Below are 20,429 nucleotides of genomic sequence, written 5' to 3'. Positions count from 1 at the left end.
ATGCGGGCGGGCGGTGCCCGCCCCGGGAGGTCGCCGTGCCGGCGGAGCCGGAACTGTCGGCCGAGGAGCGTGACCAGCAGGCGCGTCTGAACGCGGCCCTGATGGCCTGCGGCATCATCGGCCTGCTGTGCTATCTGCCCTTCGACTACTGGATGGTGCCCGATCGCTGGCCGGCGCTGTGGGCCGGCCGCCTCGCCGTGGTCGGCCTGCTGATGGCATGCCTGATCTGGCAGCATCGCCGCCCGGCGCGCAGCGAACGAGCCCTGCTGGTCGGCGCCCTGGGGGCCGAGGTGTATTTCTCCTGGGGAGCCAGCCAGGTCACCGACGCCTTCGCCTTCTTCTTCTGGAACCAGAGCGTGGCGGTGGCGATGTTCGTGCTGCTGCCGGTGGTGGCCGTCTGGCGGTTGCGCTGCATGCTCGCGCACAATCTGGTCATGCTGGTCGCCTACACGGCCTGCTTCGCCCTCTGGAGCCCCTTCGACCCGGTCGAGCTGCTGCGCCTGGGCGGGGTCTTCCTGCTGATCGGCTGGCTGATCTCCCCGCTGCTGTGCTACGTGCGCTACGACGGTTTCCATCGTGCCGCCGCGCTGAGCCAGGCGTTGAGACGGCGCAATGCCGAGTTGACCGAGGCCAACGAGGCGCTGGCGGCCAGGCAACTGGAACTGACCCACCTGGCCAACTTCGATGCCATGACCGGCCTGGCCAACCGGCGATGGGGCATGACCTTCCTGCGCGAGGCCCTGGACGCCTGTCATCTCAAGCGCTGGCCCCTGTCGGTGCTGCTGGTCGACATCGACCGGCTCAAGCAGATCAACGATACCCATGGCCATGCCTGCGGCGACCGGTTGATCTGCCATGTGGCGGGCACCATCGCCGAGCAGCTCGGCCCCGACGAGCTGGGCTGCCGGATGGGCGGGGACGAGTTCCTGTTGATCCTGCCCGATACCGACGAGCCGGAAGCCATGGAGCGTGCCCGGCGCCTCGAGGCGGCCCTGGCCGCCACGCCCTGCGAGGCGGCGGCGGTGGAGGAGGCGAGCGTCAGCGTGGGGGTGGCCAGCTACCGTCCCTGGCTCGAGGGGGCGGCGGACCTGGACGAGCTGATCCAGCGCGCCGACAGCGCCATGTACGTCCACAAGCGTCATGCCCGGGAACGTTACCGGTCAGAACGCGATGCCGGTTCCGCCTGAGCCGGGGTCATGGGACCGTCATGGCGCCGCCAAGCGCCTGTCATGCCGTCGGGGCATCCTGGGCTCGTCACGCCAGGAGACCGTGCCCATGCCGACGCCCAACGCCCGTACCCTCTTCGTCTCCGACGTCCATCTCGGCACACGGGACTGCCAGGCGGCGCTGCTGGCCAGCCTGCTGCGCCGCGTGCGTCCCGAACGCCTCTACCTGGTCGGCGACATCGTCGACCTGATCGCCATGCGCCGTCGGGCGGTGCTGCCCCCGGACCAGCGGCGGCTCGCGGCGCGACTGCTGCGTCTGGCCCGCGGCGGATGCGAGATCGTCTACATCCCTGGCAACCACGATGCCGCCTTGCGCCGGCTCTGCGGCCTGAGGGTCCATCGGGTCCGCATCGAGCGGCGCATGATCCACGTCACCGCCGACGGGCGGCGGCTGCTGGTCAGCCACGGCGACGAATTCGATACCCATGTGCGTATCGCGCCCTGGCTGCTGGCGCTGGGCGACGGCATGCACCAGTTCGTGCTGACGCTCAATCGCTGGTGCAACCGCACCCGCGGGCTGCTGGGGCTGCCCTACTGGTCGCTGGCCAGCGCCCTGAAGCGGCGGGTCGGGGCCGCTCAGCGCTACATCGCCCAGTTCGAGCAGGCGGCGCTGCACCAGGCGGCCAGGGAGGGACTGGACGGCTATGTCGGCGGCCATATCCACAAGGCCGGCTTCCGCGCCCGTGATGGACTCCTCTACTGCAACGACGGGGACTGGGTGGAGCACTGCACGGCGCTGCTGGAAGGGGCGGACGGTCGACTACGGCTGATCGACTGGCGCGGGGAGGTGATCGAACGGGAACCGGTCATCGGTACCCTGACCGTCCCCGAGGGCGAGGCGCAGTCCGTCGCCGGGGCTGGCCCGCCTGACCCGTCGCTGCCCGTGTCAGCGCGTCTCGGGTGAGACCAGGGTCCGGCAGGCCGCCAGCAGCTCCTCCGCCAGGGCGTCGTCGTTGAGGGTGCGGGCGATCGCCATGCCGCCGATCAGGGCCACCGCCCGCTGCAGCGCCCTCTCACGGTCGGGCGAAGAGGCGTCGGCGTCCTGGCAGCGTGACACGAAGCCGGCGAACAGTCGGGTGTAGGTACCTCGGACCCGCTCGTCCTGCTGGGCGACATCGCTGACCAGGCAGGCCAGGGGGCAGTTGATGGCCTCGCCCTGGCGATGGGACTGGCTCAGGTAGCCGAGGGCGAGCGCCTGGGCAGTGACGCCCTCCAGTCGGTGGGCCTGGGCGTGGGCGGCGTGGTGGAGCGACTCGGCGTGGAGCTCGCCCTTGGACGCGAAGTGGGCATAGAAGGCCCCGCGTGTCAGGCCGGCGTGGCGCATGACGTCATCGATGCTCACCTCGACGAAGCCGTGGCGGGTGAACAGCGTCGCGGCGGCCTCCAGGATGCGTCGGCGAGTCCGGGCCTTGTGATCGGCGCTCCAGGGCATGGCGATTCTCCTCGTGGCTGATCCCGTCAGGATGGCATCTCGTCACCATATGTTCTTGAACATATGGTGACGCGGACTAGCCTGCCATCATCTCCCACCGAAGGAGTCCCGAGATGACCGCCTCCGTGCATATCGTCGGCCCCCAGTTCAGCACCTTCGTGCGCAGCGTCCAGCTGTGCTGCGAGGAGAAGGGCATCCCCTACACCCTGGGCCCCGAGGTCGACGGCCGGCCCGTCGCCCTGCATTCCCCGGCGCACTATGCGCTGCATCCCTTCGGCAAGGTTCCCATCCTGCTCCATGGCGAGCGCCGCCTGATCGAGACGCCCACCATCTGCCGTTACCTGGATGGCGCCTTCGAGGGGCCGGCGCTGCAACCCGAGGCTCCCTGGCCGCGGGCGCGCGTCGACCAGTGGACCGGGGTGCTCGCCGGCTACGTGGATCAGGCGCTGGTGCGTCGCTACCTGCTGGAATTCGTCTTCCCCAAGGGCGTGGGAGGCGCGGTGCGCCAGGACGCCGTGGCCGCGGCCCAGCCGGAGCTGGCGCGGGTGCTGGGGTTGCTGGAGGGCCAGCTGGCCGAGGGCGACTACCTGGTGGGCGACGACTTCACCATTGCCGATGCCATCGCGGCGCCCATGCTCGACTACCTGCTCGGCCTGGCTGCCGCGGAGGCCTTCCTCGCCGAGACCCCGCGCCTGGTGGCCTATATCCGGCGGCTTCAGGCCCGGCCCGCCGCCGCCCGGGTGCTGGTCGCGCCGGAGCTGGGCTAGCTGTGATCTCTCGGTAGGTTGTTCATCCGGAACCTACCCGGAAGACTGGAGATGCGAACCAACCAATCGCTCCAGGAGGTCCGGATGAACACTCACCAGAATGCCCGTCTTACCCCACATGGTCGAGCCCTGCTGGCACGTCGTGTCATCGATGAAGGGATACGGCCAAGGGAAGTGGCTCAAGCTCAGGGCGTCAGTGTGAGAACGGTCTACAAGTGGGTCCGCCGGTTCCGCGAAGAAGGCCTCCCGGGGCTTCAAGACCGCTCGTCGCGCCCGGGGCGGAGCCCTTGTGCCACCGATGCCGCCACCGTGGAGCAGGTCATCGAACGTCGTCAGCAGCGTCAGACCTATCGCCAGATCGCCCGGGCGCTGGGCATCGGGCAGAGCACGGTGGCGCGGATCCTCAAGCGCAAGGGGCTGAACCGGCTGGCCTTGCTGTCACCGGCAAGGCCTGATAACCGCTATGAACATGACGCGCCAGGGGATCTCCTGCACTTGGATATCAAGAAGTTGGGACGTTTCGAACGCCCGGGCCATCGGGTGACGGGCGATCGCCAGCAGAACACGCCCGGCGCGGGGTGGGAGTATGTCCATATCGCTATCGACGATCACTCACGGGTGGCCTTCGGCACCCTCTATCCCAATGAAACCGGTTGGAGCGCGTGTTACGCGCTGCTGGACGCGATGCGTTATTACCGGCGGCTCGGGGTTCGCTTCGCCCGTGTCCTGACCGACAACGGCGCCTGTTACAAATCCAAGGCATTCCAGCGCCTGTGCCGGCGCCTGGGGCTAACGCACAAGCGCACTCGCCCTTATACCCCACGCACCAATGGCAAGGCAGAGCGGTTTATTCAAACCGCCCTTCGCGAATGGGCCTATGCGCGGTCCTACGAGAGCTCGGAGCAGCGCCGGCAACATCTGCCGGCCTGGCTGCACCAGTACAACTGGCATCGGCCGCATGCCAGTTTGGATTACTGCTCTCCGGTTCACCGGTTAGGCCTTTCCGTGAACAACCTGGTGGGTTTACACAGCTAGCCGCCGACCAGGGGCAGCATCCAGCCCAGGTAGAGCGGAATGAGCAGGGGGGCGGCCAGGGTGGTGAGCAGCACCGCCAGGGCACCCTTCTCCGGGGCGATGCCGAGTTCCATGGCCACCACCACCACGTTGGCGGCCATGGGCACCACGCCCACCAGCAGCAGGGCCATGGCGAGCGCCGGCGAGATCCCCACCGTGGCCTGCAGTCCCAGTACGACGCCCAGCGCCAGCAGGGGCCAGACCACATAGCGTACCGCCACGCAGGCGCCGATGAAGCGCCAGTCCAGTTGGCGAATGGTGACCCGCCCCAGGGTCATGCCGATGATCATCATGCCGAGCAGGGTGTAGGTCGGCGGGAAGACCTCCAGCCCTTCCAGGACCGCCGGCGGCACGGCCAGACCGCTGCCTTCTACCAGCAGGGCCGCCAGGAAGGCGTAGATCAGCGGCAGGCGCAGGATCTTGACCAGGCTGTCGCGCACCGAGAAGCGGCCGCGGGCGCTCAGATAGAAGCCCAGGGTGAATTCGTACAGGGTCACGCCCAGCACGCCGAAGAGATAGAGCGTGACGCCCTCGGGCGGCAGCAGCACCAGCGCCACCGGCAGGCCGAAGTAGCCGGTGTTCCCCGTGCCGGCGGAGAAGGCCAGCACCGCGCTCTCCTCGCCGGGCAGCCTCCCGCGGGCCAGTCGACTGACTCCCAGGGCCACCAGGCAGGCGGTGACGAACAGCGCCGCGGTGATCAGCAGGTCGGCCGGCGTCGGGCCCCCCAGGATCAGCCCCCGGAAGAAGGTCAGCGGGGCGATCAGATAGATGAGGAGGGTGGCGATGGGACGGGGGTCGACGGCCAGTCGCCTGGCCACCAGCCAGCCCAGGGCCACGAAGGCCAGCAGGGTCCATAGCGGGCCCATCAGGGTGTCGGGGTCGAGGGTCATGCGTCGCGTCCTTGTCGAGCGGGCCCTCATGATGCCTGGCGGCGGATCGGCTGTCAGGCTCGGTCGGGCGCTCTTTAGCACGCCTGGTTATGGAAGTCCGGGTTTTTATATGAATGGAATCGATGCAGGATGACGAAACTTTCATTGGTCGTCCTCGGCCCGAGTCGTCACAATGGCGCCATCACCGCGCCGCCCGTCGCTCGCGCCCTGCGCCGCCGGACGGCGAACCTGGACACCGCCCGAACCACGAGGACCGGATCGATGAGTGCACACGAGCATCCGCTGGGGATCAGCTTCGAATTCTTCCCGCCCAACACCGAGGCCGGGCACGAGAAGCTGATGCGCACCCGGGATGCCCTGGCCGCCCGTCGTCCACGCTTCTTCTCCGTGACCTATGGTGCGGGGGGCTCGACCCAGCATCGTACCCTCAACACGGTGCGCGCCGTGCGCGAGTCGGGCTTCACCACCGCGCCGCACCTGTCCTGCATCGGCAGCGAGAAGGCGGCGCTGCGCGACCTGCTGGTCCAGTACCGGGAGGAAGGCATCGACAGCCTGGTGGCCTTGCGCGGGGACCTGCCCTCGGGCATGGGCGGGGTCGGCGAGCTCCGGTACGCCAACGAGCTCGTCGAGTTCATCCGCGAGGAGACCGGCGACCACTTCGAGATCGCCGTGGCGGCCTACCCGGAGTCCCACCCCCAGGCACCGAGCTTCGACCGGGACCTGGAGAACTTCGCCCGCAAGATGAAGGCCGGGGCCGACCTGGCCATCACCCAGTACTTCTTCACCGCCGACGCCTACTTCCACTTCGTCGAGCGGGCCCGCGCCCTGGGCGTTGAGGCGCCGATCGTGCCGGGCATCATGCCGATCACCAACTACACCAAGCTGGCGCGCTTCTCCGATGCCTGCGGCGCCGAGATCCCCCGCTGGATCCGCAAGCAACTCGAGGCGTATGGCGACGACAGCGCGGCCATCGCGGCCTTCGGCGAGGAGGTCATCTCGCGGCTGTGCCAGCGGCTGCTCGACGGCGGTGCCCCGGGGCTGCACTTCTACACGCTCAACCAGGCCGAGCCGACCCTCAAGGTGCTGGACAATATCTCCGCCTGAACCCAGCCGGCCGTAGGCCGGTCCTGGATTCCCGTCCGCATGACGAAGAAGGGCCCCGCCATCCGGCGGGGCCCTTCGCGTAGGTGGGGGAGGCGTCAGCCGGACGTCACCGGCTGGGCGCCGCCGCCGTTGCGGCCACGCTGGTACATCACCAGGGCCGCACCGATGGCCAGGCCGGCCACGTCGGTGTAGAGGCCGCCATAGATCATGCACAGGGCCCCGACCATCATCACCAGGCGCTGCCAGGCCTTCACCGGGCCGAAGAACCAGGCCTGGACGGTGGCGGACAGCAGCACGATGCCCAGGGTGGCGGTCACCCCGACTCGCAGGATCTGCAGCCAGGAGCCTTCCATCAGCATGGCCGGGCTGTAGAAGAACATGAAGGGCACGATGAAGGCGGCCAGGCCGATCTTGAAGGAGGCCACCGAGGTGCTCATGGCGTTGTCCCCGGAGATGCCCGCCGCGGCGTAGGAGGCCAGGGCCACGGGCGGGGTGATCGCCGAGACCACCGCGAAGTAGAACACGAAGAAGTGCGCCACCAGCGGCTGGATGCCGATCTCGATCAGGCCCGGGGCGACCACCGAGGCGGCCACCGCGTAGGCGGCGGTGGTCGGCATGCCCATGCCGAGCAGGATCGAGATGCACATGGCGAAGAACAGCGCCAGCAGCTGGCTGACCCCGGCCAGGCCGAGCAGCAGCGAGGAGAAGCGCGCGCCGACCCCGGTCAGGGCGATGACGCCGACGATCAGGCCGGCGCAGGCGCACACGGCGATGATCTGGATGGCCATGGTGCCGGCCAGCTGCAGGGCACGGAGGATGGCCGTCGGACCCATCTTGTTGGGCGAGATCCAGCTCACCACGGCGGCCGAGGCGGTGGCCAGGGTGCCGGCGCGGATCACCGAGTAGCCCATGAACAGGGCCACGATCAGGATGATGATGGGCGCGAACAGGTAGACCTGCTTGACCAGCTTCGAGAACAGCGGGATCTCTTCCTTGCGCATGCCGCGCATGCCCTTGCGGGCGGCCTCGAAGTCGACCATGCAGTAGATCGACAGGAAGTAGAGGATGGCCGGGATCAGCGCCGCCACGGCGATCTCGGTATAGGGGATGCCGGTGACCTCGGCCATGATGAAGGCGCCGGCGCCCATGATCGGCGGCATGATCTGCCCGCCGGTGGAGGCGGCGGCCTCGATGGCGCCGGCGCTGCGGGCCGGGTAGCCGACCTTCTTCATCAGCGGGATGGTCAGCGAGCCGGTGGAGACCACGTTGCCGGCGCTGGTGCCGTTGATCATGCCCATCAGGCCGGAGGCGAAGATCGACACCTTGGCGGGGCCGCCGCGGGCGCGGCCGGCGGCGGCGAAGGCGAAGTTGACGAAGTAGTCACCGACCTTCGAGGCCTGCAGGAAGGCGGCGAAGATGATGAACAGGATGATGTAGGTCGAGGACACCGCGGTGGTCGGGCCGAGCACGCCGGCATCGGTGTAGACCTGGCTGAAGAAGCGTCCCACCGAGAGGCCAGGATAGCCGAGGAAGCCCGGCAGGTAGGGGCCGGCGAACACGTAGACGAGGAAGATGCCGGCGATGATCACCAGCGCCAGGCCGGCGACGCGGCGAGTCAGCTCGAGGATCAGCGCGGCCCCGGCGATCGCCGCGTAGGAGATGCCCATGGGCGCGAAGGGGGTGCCGGTGGAGGCCCGCAGGGGGCTGTTGAACATCACCAGCAGGTAGCCGGCGCTGGCGACGGCGCAGACCATCAGCACCAGGTCCGCCGGGGAGAGCCGATGACGGTACTGGCGGTAGCTCCAGGACAGCAGGATGGCCGCGGCGGTGGCCAGCATCAGCGGGTAGCCGAAATGGAAGGCCTCGATGTGCGGCTCGATGCGCATGGCGCCGCCGCTCATGGCCCGCTGCATCAAAAAGACCTGGACCAGGGCGTAGCCCGCCGGGATGAGCAGGGCGTAGCTCAGCCACGCCAGCCAGGCCGGGGAGGGCTTGTGGCCGTCGTCGGCGAAGCGGGTGCCGGCGAACAGGCCGTAGCCCAGGATCAGGGCACCGCAGATGTGCACGATGCGGAAGGACCAGGTCTCCATCGGATAGAGGTTGAGCGACACCAGGTGGAAACTGGAGTAGGCGATGGCCAGGGCGCCGAACAGCAGCCACTGCCAGCCGGTGTAGAGGCGCCGGTTGGATTCCACGGCCTCTTCGTCCACGCCATCGGCGACGACGGGGCGAACCTCCTCGTCGTCACGGACGTCGTGACGGGGATCGTTGTGCTGGGACATGGGAGTCACCCTTGGGTGAGGGACGAACGTGCGGGGGGCGATCCCGCGCCGGCGGCGCGGGATCGCGGGCGGTCAACGGTTCAGAGCTTCAGGTCGTCGGGGATCTCGTAGCCGTTCTCCTCGTACCAGCGCACGGCGCCCGGATGGAAGGGCAGCACGGTGTTGTACTCGAGGTTCTCCGGGACGCTGAACTGGGCGCTGCGGTGGATGTCGCGCATCCGGTCGTTGTTCTCCAGGCTCAGCTTGGTGATCTCGTAGACGAAGTCCTCGGGGAGGTCACAGCCGGCGATGGTGAAGTTCCACATGGAGACGGCGCGCGCGTCTTCCTCGAGGGTCTGGTAGGTGCTGGCCGGGATCTGGAACGGCGACACCGGGAAGGCCTCGACGACCTGCTGCTGCTCCTCCTCGGTGAACTCGACGATGTTGACGTCGGTCTGCACCTCGAGCTGGCTGACCGCCGGCACCGGGATCCCGGCGGCGAAGGCGATGACGTCGATCAGGCCGTCCTGCAGCTGTCCGCCCAGGTCGTTCCAGCCACCGTTACGGGCCTCGAAATCCACCCCCAGCTCGACGAGGATCTTGGGGAAGTAGGTGTCGGAGGTGGAGGCCGCCGGGCCGAAGCCGATGGTGGCGCCGTCGGGGATGTCGGCGATCGACTCGATGCCGCTGTCGGCGAGGGTGGTGATGGAGAACGGCGTCTCGTACATCGGGAAGAGCGCACAGACGTTGTCCATCTTCACGCCGGGGGCCAGCGGGCTCTGGCCGGCCACGGCCTCGGCGGCCGGGCCCATGGTGGTCAGGCCCAGGGCCAGGTCTCCGGTGTGCACCAGGGCCAGGTTCTGGTTGGGCCCGCCGGTGACCTCGCCGCCGCCGGAGACGCCCAGTTCGTCGGCGATCAGGTTGGCCCAGCCGGAGCCGTAGACGAAGTAGGTGCCGCCCTGGCTGGCGGTGCCGACGGTGAAGCTCTCGGGCCATTCGCTGCGGTCGGCCTGGGCGCCGCCGGCGACCAGCAGGGACGCGGCCAGGGTACCGGTGAGGATCCGGGTAGTGGAGGACATGGCGTTTCTCCCGTTTTGGGTTGTGGTTGTTCGGCCTGGGGCCGTCGTTGCACGCCATGCCTGGAGCAATGGGCGTTCCATTGTTGTAGAAATCTTTTAAATTCAGTGTGTTATGGTTGACTCGTTCGACCTTGGTCGAAAGGCGGCGAGTCGGCCGAGGCTGGAAATCCGCACGCCGGGCCGGTTTGCCTGTGTGGGTTTCCGCACACGTGTCAGGCCGGGGGCTCCGGGGGAGGCGTCAGGGCCTCCAGCAGGCGGCTGGCCTGGTGGAGGTCGTTCATCAGCGAGGAGGCCTGCCAGGCATCCAGCCGCTGGCGGCGCAGGCGCTCGGCCAGCTCGTGCTGCCAGTGGCGCCGGACCTCCTCCAGGGCGGCGCCGATATGAGGGATGTCCGGGGCGTTGGCCAGGTGGTTGAGGCCCTCGGCCACGGCCATTCTCAGGTCGTCGTGGGCCTCGCGCAGGGGGCTGTCGGGGGCCGCGTGGCGCAGCAGGCTGCGCTGCAGCACCTCGCCGAAGCGCACCGCCTCGACCAGGCGCAGGCTGCGCTCGTAGAGGGCGGTGAGACGTGCCTCCTGCGCCTCGGTGAGCGGCACGTCGATGCGGGCATAGAAGCCGAGGATCTCGGCCAGCAGGGGCTTGATGCGCTCATGGTAGCGGGCGTTCACCGAGGGCCAGTCGTCGGGCTCGATGGGCGCCCTGGCCACGGCCCGGTCCGGGGGATGGCCGATCACCTCGGCGCTGGGCATGAGGATGGCCGCGCACAGCAGGTGGTAGGCCCGGCGCTCCAGGCGCCGGGCCTCCTGCTCAATGGCCGTCAAGGCGGTGTCGGCATGGGCCAGGGCGGTGTCGTCGAGATACCGCGCCTGGGCCGGATCGCGCCGCGCGGGGTCGGGCAGCCAGCGCTCCAGCAGCCCGGCCAGGCGGGGGATGAAGGGCAGCAGCAGCAGGATGCCGAGGCCGTTGAAGAGGGTATGGAAGAGGGCCAGCTTCAGTGTCCAGGCGGTCTCGCCCAGGCCGATTGCCCCGCCCAGGACATCCACCAGCCAGGCCAGCGGCATCAGCAGCGCCAGGGCCACGCAGGCGGTGATCAGGTTGAAGACCAGGTGGGCTCCGGCCAGTCGGCGGCCGGCGCTGCTGGCCCCCAGGGCGCCCATCAGGGCGGTCACGGTGGTGCCGATGTTGGCGCCGATGGCGACGGCCAGCGCCGGCAGGTACGGCAGCTGTCCCGAGGCCAGGGCGGCGAGGATGATCAGCAGGGTGGCGTGGCTCGACTGCATCACCACGGTGGCCGCGACACCGAACAGCACGAACAGTGGCCAGTGCCAGAAGCGTTCGCCGGCCAGGCCATCGAGTCGCAGGCCATCCTGCCAGGCCTCGAACCCGAGCTTCATGAAATCGATGCCGAGGAACAGCAGGCCGACCCCGAGCAGCAGGGCGGCGATCCCGGCCCGGGTGCCCTGCAGCACTCGACCGCCGATGAGCCCCAGTGCCAGCAGCGGCATGGCGTAGCGGGCCAGGTCGACCTTGAGGCCGAAGCCGGCGATCAGCCAGGCGCCGGTGGTGGTGCCCAGGTTGGCGCCGAAGATCAGCGCGATGGCGCCGGGCAGGGCGACCAGGCCGGCACCGACGAAGGACATGGCCAGCAGGGTCACCAGCGAGCTGGACTGGACCAGGGCGGTGGCCACGGCGCCGACCCCGATGGCCCGCAACGGGCCGCTTGTGGCGGCGTGGAGCCAGCGATTCAGGGTGCCGCCGGAGAGCCGCTTGATGGCGTCTTCCAGGTGGGTCATGCCCCACAGGAAGAGGCCGAGGCCGGCGGCCAGGGTGGCCAGGTCGAGCCGTGCCACCAGCAGTGCCGCGGCCGCCGCCAGGCCGAGCGCCTCGAGCACTCGACGGGGCGGGGCCGGGAGGCGGGCCGCGGCGGGGACCGGCATCAGGCCTTGGGATCGAGGATCTTCACGGTCTGCAGGTCGGAGGCCTGCGGCTCCTCGCGTTCCCGGTTGACCCGGGTCTCGAGCTCGGGAAGGGCCTCGTCCTCGATGGGCAGCTGCTCGAAGAAGTCACAGCTGACGCACTCGCGATAACGAATGCCGTGCTGTTCCCAGGCACGAATGCGATCCATCTCGGCGCAGCGGGGACAGATGACCCCGGCGATGAAGCGTTTCTGGACGGCCATAGTCTGGTGGGCTCCTGTGGGGAACTCTGCGTCGATCGGCATCACGGTGGATGCGCGGGTGTCGTTCACCCTATCACCGATTCCGGCGTGGCGGGACACCCGCCGATCCGGCGCGAAGGGGCCGAAGCAGGGAGAGCCGCCGGGGGACCCGGCGGCGCGGAGGGGCATGTCAGGCGGCGCGAATGCCGCTGTGGCGGAGCAGCGGCTCGACGCTGGGCTCCCGGCCACGGAAGGCCCGGAACAGCTCGGCGGCGTCCCGTGAGCCGCCACGCTCGAGGATCTCGGTGCGGAAGCGCCGCCCCGTCTCGGGGTCGAAGATGCCGGCTTCCTCGAAGGCGCTCCAGGCGTCGGCGGACAGCACCTCGGCCCACTTGTAGCTGTAGTAGCCGGCCGCGTAGCCACCGGCGAAGATGTGCCCGAAGCCGTTCTGGAAGCGGTTGAAGTCGGCGCGCGGCACCACCGAGACGGCGTCGCGCACCTCGTCGAGCATGGCCTGGATGTCCGCCGCGCTGGGGGCCGCCTGCTCCTGGTGCAGGCGGAAGTCGAACAGCGAGAACTCCAGCTGGCGCACCATGCCCATGGCCGACTGGAAGTTCTTGGCCGCCAGCAGCTTGTCGAACAGGTCATCGGGCAGCCGCTCCCCCGTGTCGACGTGGCCGGCGATCAGGTCCAGGCCCTCGCGCTCCCAGCAGTAGTTCTCCATGAACTGACTGGGCAGCTCCACCGCGTCCCAGGCCACGCCGTTGATGCCGGAGATGTCGGCGACGGTCTGACGGGTCAGCATGTGGTGCAGCCCGTGGCCGAACTCGTGGAACAGGGTGGTGACCTCGTCGTGGGTCAGCAGTGCCGGCCGGTCGCCCACCGGCCGGGTGAAGTTGCAGGTCAGGTAGGCCACCGGCAGCTGCAGCTCGCCGGCCTCCAGGCGGCGGACCCGGCATTCGTCCATCCAGGCCCCGCCGCGCTTGCCCTCCCGGGCGTAGAGGTCCAGGTAGAAGCCGGCGATGGGCGTGCCGTCCTCGAGGATGCGGAAGTAGCGCACATCGGGATGGTAGCGCGGAGCGCTCGCGTCCTCCTCGAAGCTCACCCCGTACAGCCGCTCGACCACCCGGAAGAGGCCATCCACCACCCGGGGGGCCGGGAAGTAGGGGCGCAGCTCTTCCTGGGAGATGGCGAAGCGCGCCTCGCGCAGCTTCTCGCTGGCATAGCCCACGTCCCAGGGCTGGAGGTCTTCCAGGCCCAGCGAGTCGCGGGCGAACGCCTGCAGGTCGGCGAACTCCTCGCGGGCCTGGGGCACGGCACGCTGGGCCAGGTCCTCCAGGAAGCCGATGACCTGGCGGGGCGACTCGGCCATCTTGGTGGCCAGCGAGTAGTCGGCGTAGGTGGCGAAGCCCAGCAGGCGCGCCAGCTCGTGGCGCAGGGCGAGGGTCTCCTCCATGATCGGGGCGTTATCGAACTCTCCGGCGTTCGGGCCCCGGTCGGAGGCCCGGGTGACGAAGGCGGTGTAGACCTCGCGGCGCAGCTCGCGGTCGTCGGCGTGGGTCATCACCGGCATGAAGCTGGGAAAGTCCAGGGTGAGGCGATACCCCTCCCGGCCCTTGGCCCGGGCGTTGGCGGCCAGGGTATCCAGGGCGCTGTCGGGCAGGCCGGCCAGCCGGTCCGCGTCGGAGAGGTCCAGGTGCCAGGCCTGGGTGGCGTCGAGCAGCTGGTTGGAGAAGGTGTTGGCCAGGCTCGAGAGGCGGGACTGGATCTCGCCGTAGCGGCGCTTCTGCTCGGGGGGCAGGTCGACCCCGGCCAGGCGGAAGTCCCGCAGGGCGTTGTCCACGGTGCGGCGCTGACCCTCGTCGAGCGTTTCCCAGGCGGGGCCGTCCTTGAGGGCCTGCCAGGCGCGGAACAGGCCCTCGTGCTGGCCCAGCCAGGTGCTGTAGTCCGAGAGCAGCCCGAGGCTGGTCTCGTAGGCCTGGCGCAACGCCTCGTTGTTCATGGTGCCGTTGAGGTGAGAGACCGGCGACCAGGCCCGGGAGAGGCGGTCGTTCAGGGCCTCCAGGGGCGCGGCCAGGCTCTCCCAGGTGCGGGCCCCCTCCTCGGCGCGGGCGACCAGGGCGTCGATGGCCTCGCGGTTCTCCGCCAGCAGGGTCTCGATGGCCGGCACCACGTGCTCGGGCTGGATCTCGGCGAAGGGCGGCAACGCATGGGCGTCGAGCAGCGGGTTCGTGGACATGCACACCTCGGGTCGCAATGGAAAACAAGGCTTAGATGCGGGCGGCCCGCCCGGGTTTCAATGTGCTAGGCTTGCGCCCTTTGCAACGACAGGCCGGAGACGAGGCGATGAACGAGACCCTGGAGCGCTGGAGCAGCCGCCGCGCCTTCATCCTGGCGGTGACCGGGGCCGCCGTGGGGCTGGGCAACATCTGGCGATTCCCCTATATCACCGGCGAGAACGGCGGCGCCGCCTTCCTGCTGCTCTACGTGGCCTTCGTGGTGCTGCTGGGCCTGCCGGTGATGATGGCCGAGATCCTGATCGGCCGCGCCGGGCGGCGCAGCCCCATGCAGTCGCTGGGCCACCTGGCGACCCAGGCGGGGCGCAGTGGTCACTGGCGCTGGCTGGGCCTGTTCGGTGCCTTCACGGTGTTCTGCATCCTGTCCTTCTACTCGGTGGTCTCCGGCTGGTCCATCGAGTTCCTGGTGTCGGCGATCAACGGCGACTTCGTGGGCAAGGGCGCGGCGGAGATCGGCGCCGGCTTCGATGCCTTCCTCGCCGACCCCTGGCGCATGACCTTCAACCATACCCTCTTCCTGGCGATGACCATGACGGTGGTGGCCGCGGGCGTGGCCAAGGGCCTGGAGCGGCTCAACAACCTGCTGATGCCGCTGCTCTACCTGCTGCTGCTGGTGCTGGCCGGCCATGCCGCCACTACCAGCGGCTTCGGCCAGGCGCTGGCCTGGCTGTTCACGCCGGACCTGTCGGCGGTCTCCCCGACGGTGCTGATCGCCGCCATGGGCCATGCCTTCTTCACCCTGGCGGTGGGGGCCTGCGCGCTGATGGCCTACGGGGCCTACATGCCGGACCACCAGAGCCTGCCCCGGGCGGCGGCCGGCGTCGCGGTACTCGACGTCACCGTGGCGCTGCTGGCCGGCATCGCCATCTTCTCGGTGGTCTTCGCCCAGGGCATGGATCCCGCCGAGGGGCCGGGGCTGATGTTCGTCACCCTGCCGGTGGCCTTCGCCGACCTGCCGCTCGGCGCCTTCTGGCTGTCGCTGTTCTTCCTGTTGCTGCTGATGGCCACCTGGACCTCCTCGATCAACCTCGCCGAACCCATGGTGGCCACGCTCCAGGGATGGGGGCTCGGGCGCGGCCAGGCCGCGGCGGCGGTGGGCGTCGCGGTCTGGATGGTGGGCATGCTCTCGGTCTTGTCCTTCTCGACCTTGGCCGACGTCCGGGTGCTGTTCGGCATGAACGTCTTCGAGTGGGTGACCACCATCCCGCCGGAGATCTTCCTGCCCATCGGCGGGCTCTTCATCGCCGTCTTCGCCGCCTGGGTGCTGCCCGAGCCGGTCGCCCTGCGGGCGCTGGACGCCGGCCCCCACGGCTTTCGCGCCTGGCGGGGGCTGGTGCGCTGGGTGTCGATCCCGCTGACGCTGGTAGTATTGGCATCGGGACTGATCTGACGAGAGAGGTGGACGATGAACGAGACGACGGCCATTCGCCCCTGGAAGGGCACGAGCCCCCAGCTGGGCGAGCGGGTCTACATCGATCCCGGCTGCGTGGTGCTGGGGGACGTGGTGCTGGGCGATGACTGCTCGGTGTGGCCGATGGCGGTGATTCGCGGCGACATGCACCGGATCCGCATCGGCGCCCGGGTCAGCGTCCAGGACGGCAGCGTGCTGCACATCACCCACGCCAGCGACTTCAATCCCGACGGCCACCCCCTGACCATCGGCGACGACGTGACCATCGGCCACAAGGCCATCCTGCACGGGGCCACCCTGGGTAGCCGCATCCTGGTGGGCATGGGGGCCATCGTCATGGACGGCGCCGTGGTCGAGGATGAGGTGATCATCGCCGCCGGCGCCGTGGTGCCGCCGGGCAAGCATCTGGCGGGCGGCCACGTCTATGCCGGCAACCCGGCCAAGGCGCTGCGCCCCATCAAGGAGTCGGAGCGTGCCTTCTTCCCCTATACCGCGGGCAACTACGTGAAACTCAAGGACGAGTACCTGGCCGCCCAGCACTGAGACCTCGTTACCAGACGCCAGGTGAGATGAGCGCCGGGGACAAGGTGAAGCGAGGGTCTTTTGACCATGGACGGCAAAAGTAGCGCCCAAGGATGGGTCTACAGCGCCCTCGCGAAGGCTTGTCGCCGGAGAAGCTCATCCCTTCTTCGGGCTTGGAAAGAAGTTCCAAACCGCCAATCGATTGTTTTCCTTGGCCATGCCGGGCGCTAAACTGGCGTTTTATCCAGTAGGTGAGGCGCCGCGGGCATGGCCGACTTCCGAACCCACCTCGGCGTGGCCGCGACCCTGGGCGCGGTGGTCGCCCACGGCGGCTGGCAGGCCGGCCTGTGGGGGATGGCCGAGGGGCTGCCCATCCTGGCCCTGGTGACCTTCGGCGGCATCCTCCCCGACATCGATGCCGACCGCTCCCGGGCAATTCGCCTGATCTTCAACCTGCTCGCCATTCCCGCCGTGGTGGCCGGCGCGCTCTGGCTGCAAGGCCGGCTCGAGCCCGGCCACCTGCTGGTGGCCTGCGGCGGCATCTACCTGGGCGTCCGCTACCTGGCCGGGGCATTGTTCGGTCGCTTCACCGTGCATCGGGGGATCTGGCACTCGCTGCTGGCCGCACTGCTCTGCGGCCTGACTGCCACCGCCCTGAGCCATCGGCTCTTCCTCCTGCCCGACCGGCTGGCCTGGGCCCATGGGGCGGCCCTGGCCCTGGGCTTCGTGATTCACCTGCTGCTCGATGAGCTGTACAGCGTCGATCTCACCGGGGCGCGCCTCAAGCGCTCCTTCGGCACCGCCCTCAAGCCCTTCGACTGGCGAGAGCCGGGCAACTCGCTGGCCATGCTGGCGGTCACCGCGAGCCTGTCGCCCTGGCTGCCGCCCTGGGAGCCCCTGCTTGCCCTGCTGGCTCAGGGTTCGGCGCTGTGGCGATAGTCCTCGGCTCGCAGGTGGTGCTTCCTGAGCTTGTCGTAGAGGGTCTTGCGGGGGACGCCGAGCGCCTCGCAGACCTCGGTGACCCGGCCGCCATGGCGGGCCAGGGCCTGTCCGATCAGGCTCTTCTCGAAGAGCTCGACCTGGCGCGGCAGGGGGAGGTCGCCGCCGTCGCTCTCGACGCCCTCCAGCAGGGCGTCGAGGCGGTAGTCGCAGGTGACCCCCAGCAGCACGTAGCGCTCCGCGAGGTTGCGCAGCTCTCGGACGTTGCCCGGCCAGTCGTGGGCGAGGAGGGCGGAGGTGCCGGCGGCGTCCAGCGGTGGCGCCTCCAGGCCGCTGCGGTTGGCGGCCAGCACCGCGAAGTGCTGGAACAGCAGGGGGATGTCCTCGCGGCGTTCGCGCAGCGGGGGGATCGGCAGGGTCACCACGTTCAGGCGATAGTAGAGGTCCTCGCGGAAGTCGCCGGCTTCGGCGGCGGCCCGGAGGTCCACCTTGGTGGCCGCGATGACGCGGATGTCCAGGGGCACCGGCTGGTTGGAGCCGAGCCGCTCGATGCTGCGTTCCTGAAGGACGCGCAGCAGCTTGACCTGCAGCGCGAGGGGCATGGACTCGATCTCGTCGAGGAAGACGGTGCCGCCCTGGGCATGCTCGAACTTGCCGATGCGCCGCTCCACGGCGCCGGTGAAGGCGCCCTTCTCGTGGCCGAACAGCTCCGACTCGATGGTGCTCTCGGGGACCGCGCCGCAGTTGATCGCCACGAAGGGCCCCTCGCGTCGGGCGCTGCGCTCGTGGATGGCCCGGGCGACCAGGTCCTTGCCGGCGTCGGTCTCGCCGAACAGCAGCACGTCGGCCTCCACCTGGCTGATGCGCTGGACCATGGCCGCGAGCCTCTGGATCGCCGGGGTGCGCCCCACCAGGCGGGGGCCGAGAGCCGACTGCTGGGCCTCGAGTTCGGCCTTGAGGGTACGGTTCTCCAGGCTCAGCCGGCGTTTCTCGATGCCGCGGCGCACCACCTCCACCAGGCGTTCCCCGGCAAAGGGCTTCTCCAGGAAGTCCCAGGCGCCGTCGCGCATGGCCTCCACGGCGGTGGAGATGTCGCCATGGCCGGTGATCAGCACCACCGGCAGGTCCGGGTCGCGCCCGCGCACCTCGCGCAGCAGCGTCATGCCGTCCATGCCGGGCATGCGGATGTCGCTGACCACGACCCCGGGGAAATCCGGGGTCAGGGCGGCCAGGGCTTCTTCGGCGCTCTCGTAGGCCTGGGGCGTGTAACCGGCCAGCTCCAGGGTCTGGCCGGCGGTGATGCGCAGGTGGGCCTCGTCGTCGATGATCATCACCGGGGTGGCCGGGGTGTCATGCATGGTGGGAATGCTCCTCCTGGCGGACCGGGTGGCCGGGATCCTCGTCCCGGGGCAGGGTCAGGGTAAAGCGCGCGCCGCCCTCGTCGACGTTGCCGGCCTCGAGCCGGCCGCCCAGGTCGTCGATGATGCGCGCCGAGATCGACAGCCCCAGTCCCAGGCCGCTGCCCGTGGACTTGGTGGTGAAGAAGGGCTCGAAGATCCGTGGCAGCTGCTCCTCGGCGATGCCCGGACCGTTGTCGGTCACCTCGATGCGCACCCGCGTCGCTTCCGGATGGATGCTCAGGGTCAGGCGGGGGGCCGGGGTCTCGGCCATGGCCTGCAGGGCATTGCCGATCAGGTTGACCAGCACCTGCTCCAGGCGCACCGGGTCGGCACGCACCCAGGTCTCGTCCTCGGGCCAGTGGCGGACCACCTCCACCGCGCCGTCGGCGAGTCGCGCCTGGAACAGGCGCAGGGCATAGTCGAAGCAGGCCGGCACCGAGACCGCGGTGAGGCGCTCGCCGCTCTTGCGCGAGAACTGGCGCAGCTGGGCGCTGATCTCGGCCATCCGTTCGGTCAGCTCGACGATCTGACCGAGGTTGGCGTCGGCCGCCTCCGCGCGACTGCGGGCGATGAAGGCGCGGGCGTTCTCGGCGTAGGCGCGGATCGCCGCCAACGGCTGGTTGAGCTCGTGGTTGATGCCGGCGGCCAGCTGGCCGAGCACGGCCAGCTTGGCGGCCTGGACCAGCTCGTCGCGGGTCTCGCGCAGGCTCTGTTCGGCACGGCGGCGTTCCTCGATCTCGTCGGACAGGCGCCGGTTGGTGGCGGTCAGGTCGCGGGTACGCGCTTCCACGTGGCGCTCCAGCTCGTCCCGGCTCCGGGCCAGGGTCTGGCGTTCACGCTCGGCGAAGCGCTCGCGCTCCCGGCGCAGGCGCCGTCGCTGCCAGCCGATGCCGCCGCCCAGGGCCACCAGGCCGTAGAGGCCGCCGGCCAGCAGGGCCGAGGTCCACTGGGCCTCCGCCACCGGCCCGAGCGGCTTGAGGATGTGCATGTTCCAGTCGAACGCCGGCATGGGGCGCGTGAGACTCAGGTAATGGCGGTTGGCCAGGGGGCCCTGGGTGAACGTCACCAGCCGGGTGCGGGGGCCGAGACGCTCGAGCCGACGCAGGCCGGTGGCCGGCAGGGGCTCGTCGGCGTAGCGACGCGAGGCCCGCAGGGCGGTGCGCTGCTCGGGGGTCAGGGGCTCGAGCGCCGTCAGCCGCAGCTCCGGCCGGCTGGCCAAGAAGACGATGTCGTCGCGGTCGGTGACCAGCAGCTCGGCGTCCTGTTCGGCCCAGCTGGCCTCGACGTCGTCGAGGAGCACCTTGAGGACCATGACGCCGTCGGGACGGGCGTCCGGGTCGGTCGCGTCCAGCCAGACGGGGGCCGAGAAGTAGTAGCCCCGCTCCCGGGACTGGACCCCGAGCCCGAAGAAGCGGCCGTTGCGGCCCTGCATGGCCTCCTGGTAGTAGCGGCGAAAGCGGTAGTTCTGGCCGATGAAGGTGTCCGGGCGGTGCCAGTTGCTGGCCGCCAGGGTATCGGCGTGACGATCGAGGAGGTAGATGTCGGAGACCCCGGCGGTGGCCCGGAAGCGGTCCAGCAGCCGGTTGAGCGGCATGGGGTCCTGGAGCTTGGGGGTGACCAGGAAGCGCTTGACCGCCTCGCGCGAGGCCAGCAGCTCCGGCAGGTAATCGTGGCGCGACAGGTGTCCGACCAGGCCGGCCGCGGAGAGGCGGAGCTCGTTCTCCGCATCGTCGCGCAGCGCGTCCAGGGCCTGCTCCCGGGCCACCTGGGCGGTCTGCCACATGCACAGGGCGAGGCCGGCCAGCCCCAGGGCCAGCAGCAGGCCGCGCAGCCGTCGGCGACGGGGCGAGGGGGGCGCGGAATCCGGCATGG

At 69.6% G+C, this 20,429-nt stretch carries 17 protein-coding genes; 8 read left to right on the top strand and 9 right to left on the bottom strand.

Annotated elements, in window-relative coordinates; translation table 11 throughout:
* Positions 1-35 precede the first annotated feature (35 nt).
* Positions 36-1,187 (top strand): GGDEF domain-containing protein, encoded by a 1,152-nt coding sequence (locus BEI_RS17260; RefSeq protein ID WP_097790655.1) that lies wholly within the window; start codon positions 36-38, stop codon positions 1,185-1,187.
* A gap of 88 nt (positions 1,188-1,275) precedes the next feature.
* Entirely contained in the window at positions 1,276-2,130 is an 855-nt protein-coding gene (locus tag BEI_RS17255; protein ID WP_227644509.1) for a UDP-2,3-diacylglucosamine diphosphatase, read from the top strand.
* On the opposite strand, the gene BEI_RS17250 is transcribed toward BEI_RS17255, so the two are convergent.
* Positions 2,113-2,658, bottom strand: a complete 546-nt coding sequence (locus tag BEI_RS17250) for a TetR/AcrR family transcriptional regulator (protein WP_097790653.1) — start codon at positions 2,656-2,658, stop codon at positions 2,113-2,115. The two genes, BEI_RS17255 and BEI_RS17250, sit on opposite strands and share 18 nt — an antisense overlap.
* Positions 2,659-2,771: 113 nt before the next feature.
* On the opposite strand from BEI_RS17250, the gene BEI_RS17245 reads away from it, so the two are divergent.
* Positions 2,772-3,425 (top strand): glutathione S-transferase family protein, encoded by a 654-nt coding sequence (locus BEI_RS17245; RefSeq protein WP_097790652.1) that lies wholly within the window; start codon positions 2,772-2,774, stop codon positions 3,423-3,425.
* An 84-nt stretch (positions 3,426-3,509) separates the two neighbouring features.
* A complete protein-coding gene (locus tag BEI_RS17240) occupies positions 3,510-4,460 on the top strand; it encodes an IS481 family transposase (protein ID WP_097787822.1) in 951 nt (316 codons plus the stop codon).
* Here BEI_RS17240 and BEI_RS17235 read toward each other — a convergent pair.
* Complete coding sequence (locus BEI_RS17235; protein WP_097790651.1) at positions 4,457-5,389, bottom strand: AEC family transporter; 933 nt, start codon at positions 5,387-5,389, stop codon at positions 4,457-4,459. The two genes, BEI_RS17240 and BEI_RS17235, sit on opposite strands and share 4 nt — an antisense overlap.
* 261 nt (positions 5,390-5,650) lie before the next feature.
* Between BEI_RS17235 and metF the strand changes: the two genes are divergently transcribed.
* A complete protein-coding gene (gene metF / locus BEI_RS17230; protein WP_097790650.1) occupies positions 5,651-6,493 on the top strand; it encodes a methylenetetrahydrofolate reductase [NAD(P)H] in 843 nt (280 codons plus the stop codon).
* Between the two features lie 95 nt (positions 6,494-6,588).
* Here metF and BEI_RS17225 read toward each other — a convergent pair whose 3' ends face one another.
* The 5 genes from BEI_RS17225 to prlC form a co-directional block, all read right to left on the bottom strand.
* On the bottom strand, positions 6,589-8,775 hold the full coding sequence (locus BEI_RS17225) for a TRAP transporter permease (RefSeq protein ID WP_097790649.1): 2,187 nt from the start codon (positions 8,773-8,775) through the stop codon (positions 6,589-6,591).
* 80 nt (positions 8,776-8,855) lie between these two features.
* Positions 8,856-9,833, bottom strand: a complete 978-nt coding sequence (locus tag BEI_RS17220) for a TAXI family TRAP transporter solute-binding subunit (protein WP_097790648.1) — start codon at positions 9,831-9,833, stop codon at positions 8,856-8,858.
* A gap of 212 nt (positions 9,834-10,045) precedes the next feature.
* A complete protein-coding gene (locus tag BEI_RS17215; RefSeq protein WP_097790647.1) occupies positions 10,046-11,767 on the bottom strand; it encodes a Na/Pi cotransporter family protein in 1,722 nt (573 codons plus the stop codon).
* Positions 11,767-12,009, bottom strand: a complete 243-nt coding sequence (locus BEI_RS17210; RefSeq protein WP_097790646.1) for a YheV family putative zinc ribbon protein — start codon at positions 12,007-12,009, stop codon at positions 11,767-11,769. Before BEI_RS17210 ends, BEI_RS17215 begins: the two co-directional genes overlap by 1 nt.
* A gap of 169 nt (positions 12,010-12,178) precedes the next feature.
* The gene (prlC, locus tag BEI_RS17205; RefSeq protein WP_097790645.1) at positions 12,179-14,227 is read right to left on the bottom strand and encodes an oligopeptidase A; all 2,049 of its coding nucleotides are present in this window, start codon (positions 14,225-14,227) and stop codon (positions 12,179-12,181) included.
* Between the two features lie 107 nt (positions 14,228-14,334).
* Here prlC and BEI_RS17200 point away from each other — a divergent pair, with 107 nt between their 5' ends.
* The 3 genes from BEI_RS17200 to BEI_RS17190 all read left to right on the top strand — a co-directional run bounded on the left by BEI_RS17200 (position 14,335) and on the right by BEI_RS17190 (position 17,157).
* On the top strand, positions 14,335-15,675 hold the full coding sequence (locus BEI_RS17200; RefSeq protein ID WP_097790644.1) for a sodium-dependent transporter: 1,341 nt from the start codon (positions 14,335-14,337) through the stop codon (positions 15,673-15,675).
* 15 nt (positions 15,676-15,690) lie between these two features.
* Positions 15,691-16,239 (top strand): gamma carbonic anhydrase family protein, encoded by a 549-nt coding sequence (locus tag BEI_RS17195; protein WP_097790643.1) that lies wholly within the window; start codon positions 15,691-15,693, stop codon positions 16,237-16,239.
* A gap of 246 nt (positions 16,240-16,485) precedes the next feature.
* Positions 16,486-17,157 carry a metal-dependent hydrolase gene (locus BEI_RS17190; RefSeq protein ID WP_097790642.1) on the top strand — a complete coding sequence of 224 codons (672 nt, stop codon included), beginning with the start codon at positions 16,486-16,488 and terminating at the stop codon, positions 17,155-17,157.
* On the opposite strand, the gene BEI_RS17185 is transcribed toward BEI_RS17190, so the two are convergent.
* On the bottom strand, positions 17,133-18,515 hold the full coding sequence (locus tag BEI_RS17185; protein WP_097790641.1) for a sigma-54-dependent transcriptional regulator: 1,383 nt from the start codon (positions 18,513-18,515) through the stop codon (positions 17,133-17,135). The genes BEI_RS17190 and BEI_RS17185 overlap by 25 nt on opposite strands.
* The gene (locus BEI_RS17180) at positions 18,508-20,427 is read right to left on the bottom strand and encodes a sensor histidine kinase (protein ID WP_097790640.1); all 1,920 of its coding nucleotides are present in this window, start codon (positions 20,425-20,427) and stop codon (positions 18,508-18,510) included. The genes BEI_RS17185 and BEI_RS17180 overlap by 8 nt, the downstream gene beginning before the upstream one ends.
* Positions 20,428-20,429: the final 2 nt, after the last annotated feature.

The organism is Halomonas beimenensis (assembly GCF_002549795.1).
Lineage (GTDB): Bacteria > Pseudomonadota > Gammaproteobacteria > Pseudomonadales > Halomonadaceae > Halomonas > Halomonas beimenensis.
The sequence above is the reverse complement of the archived record's forward strand: the minus strand, read 5'-3'. Positions and strand labels throughout refer to the sequence as shown.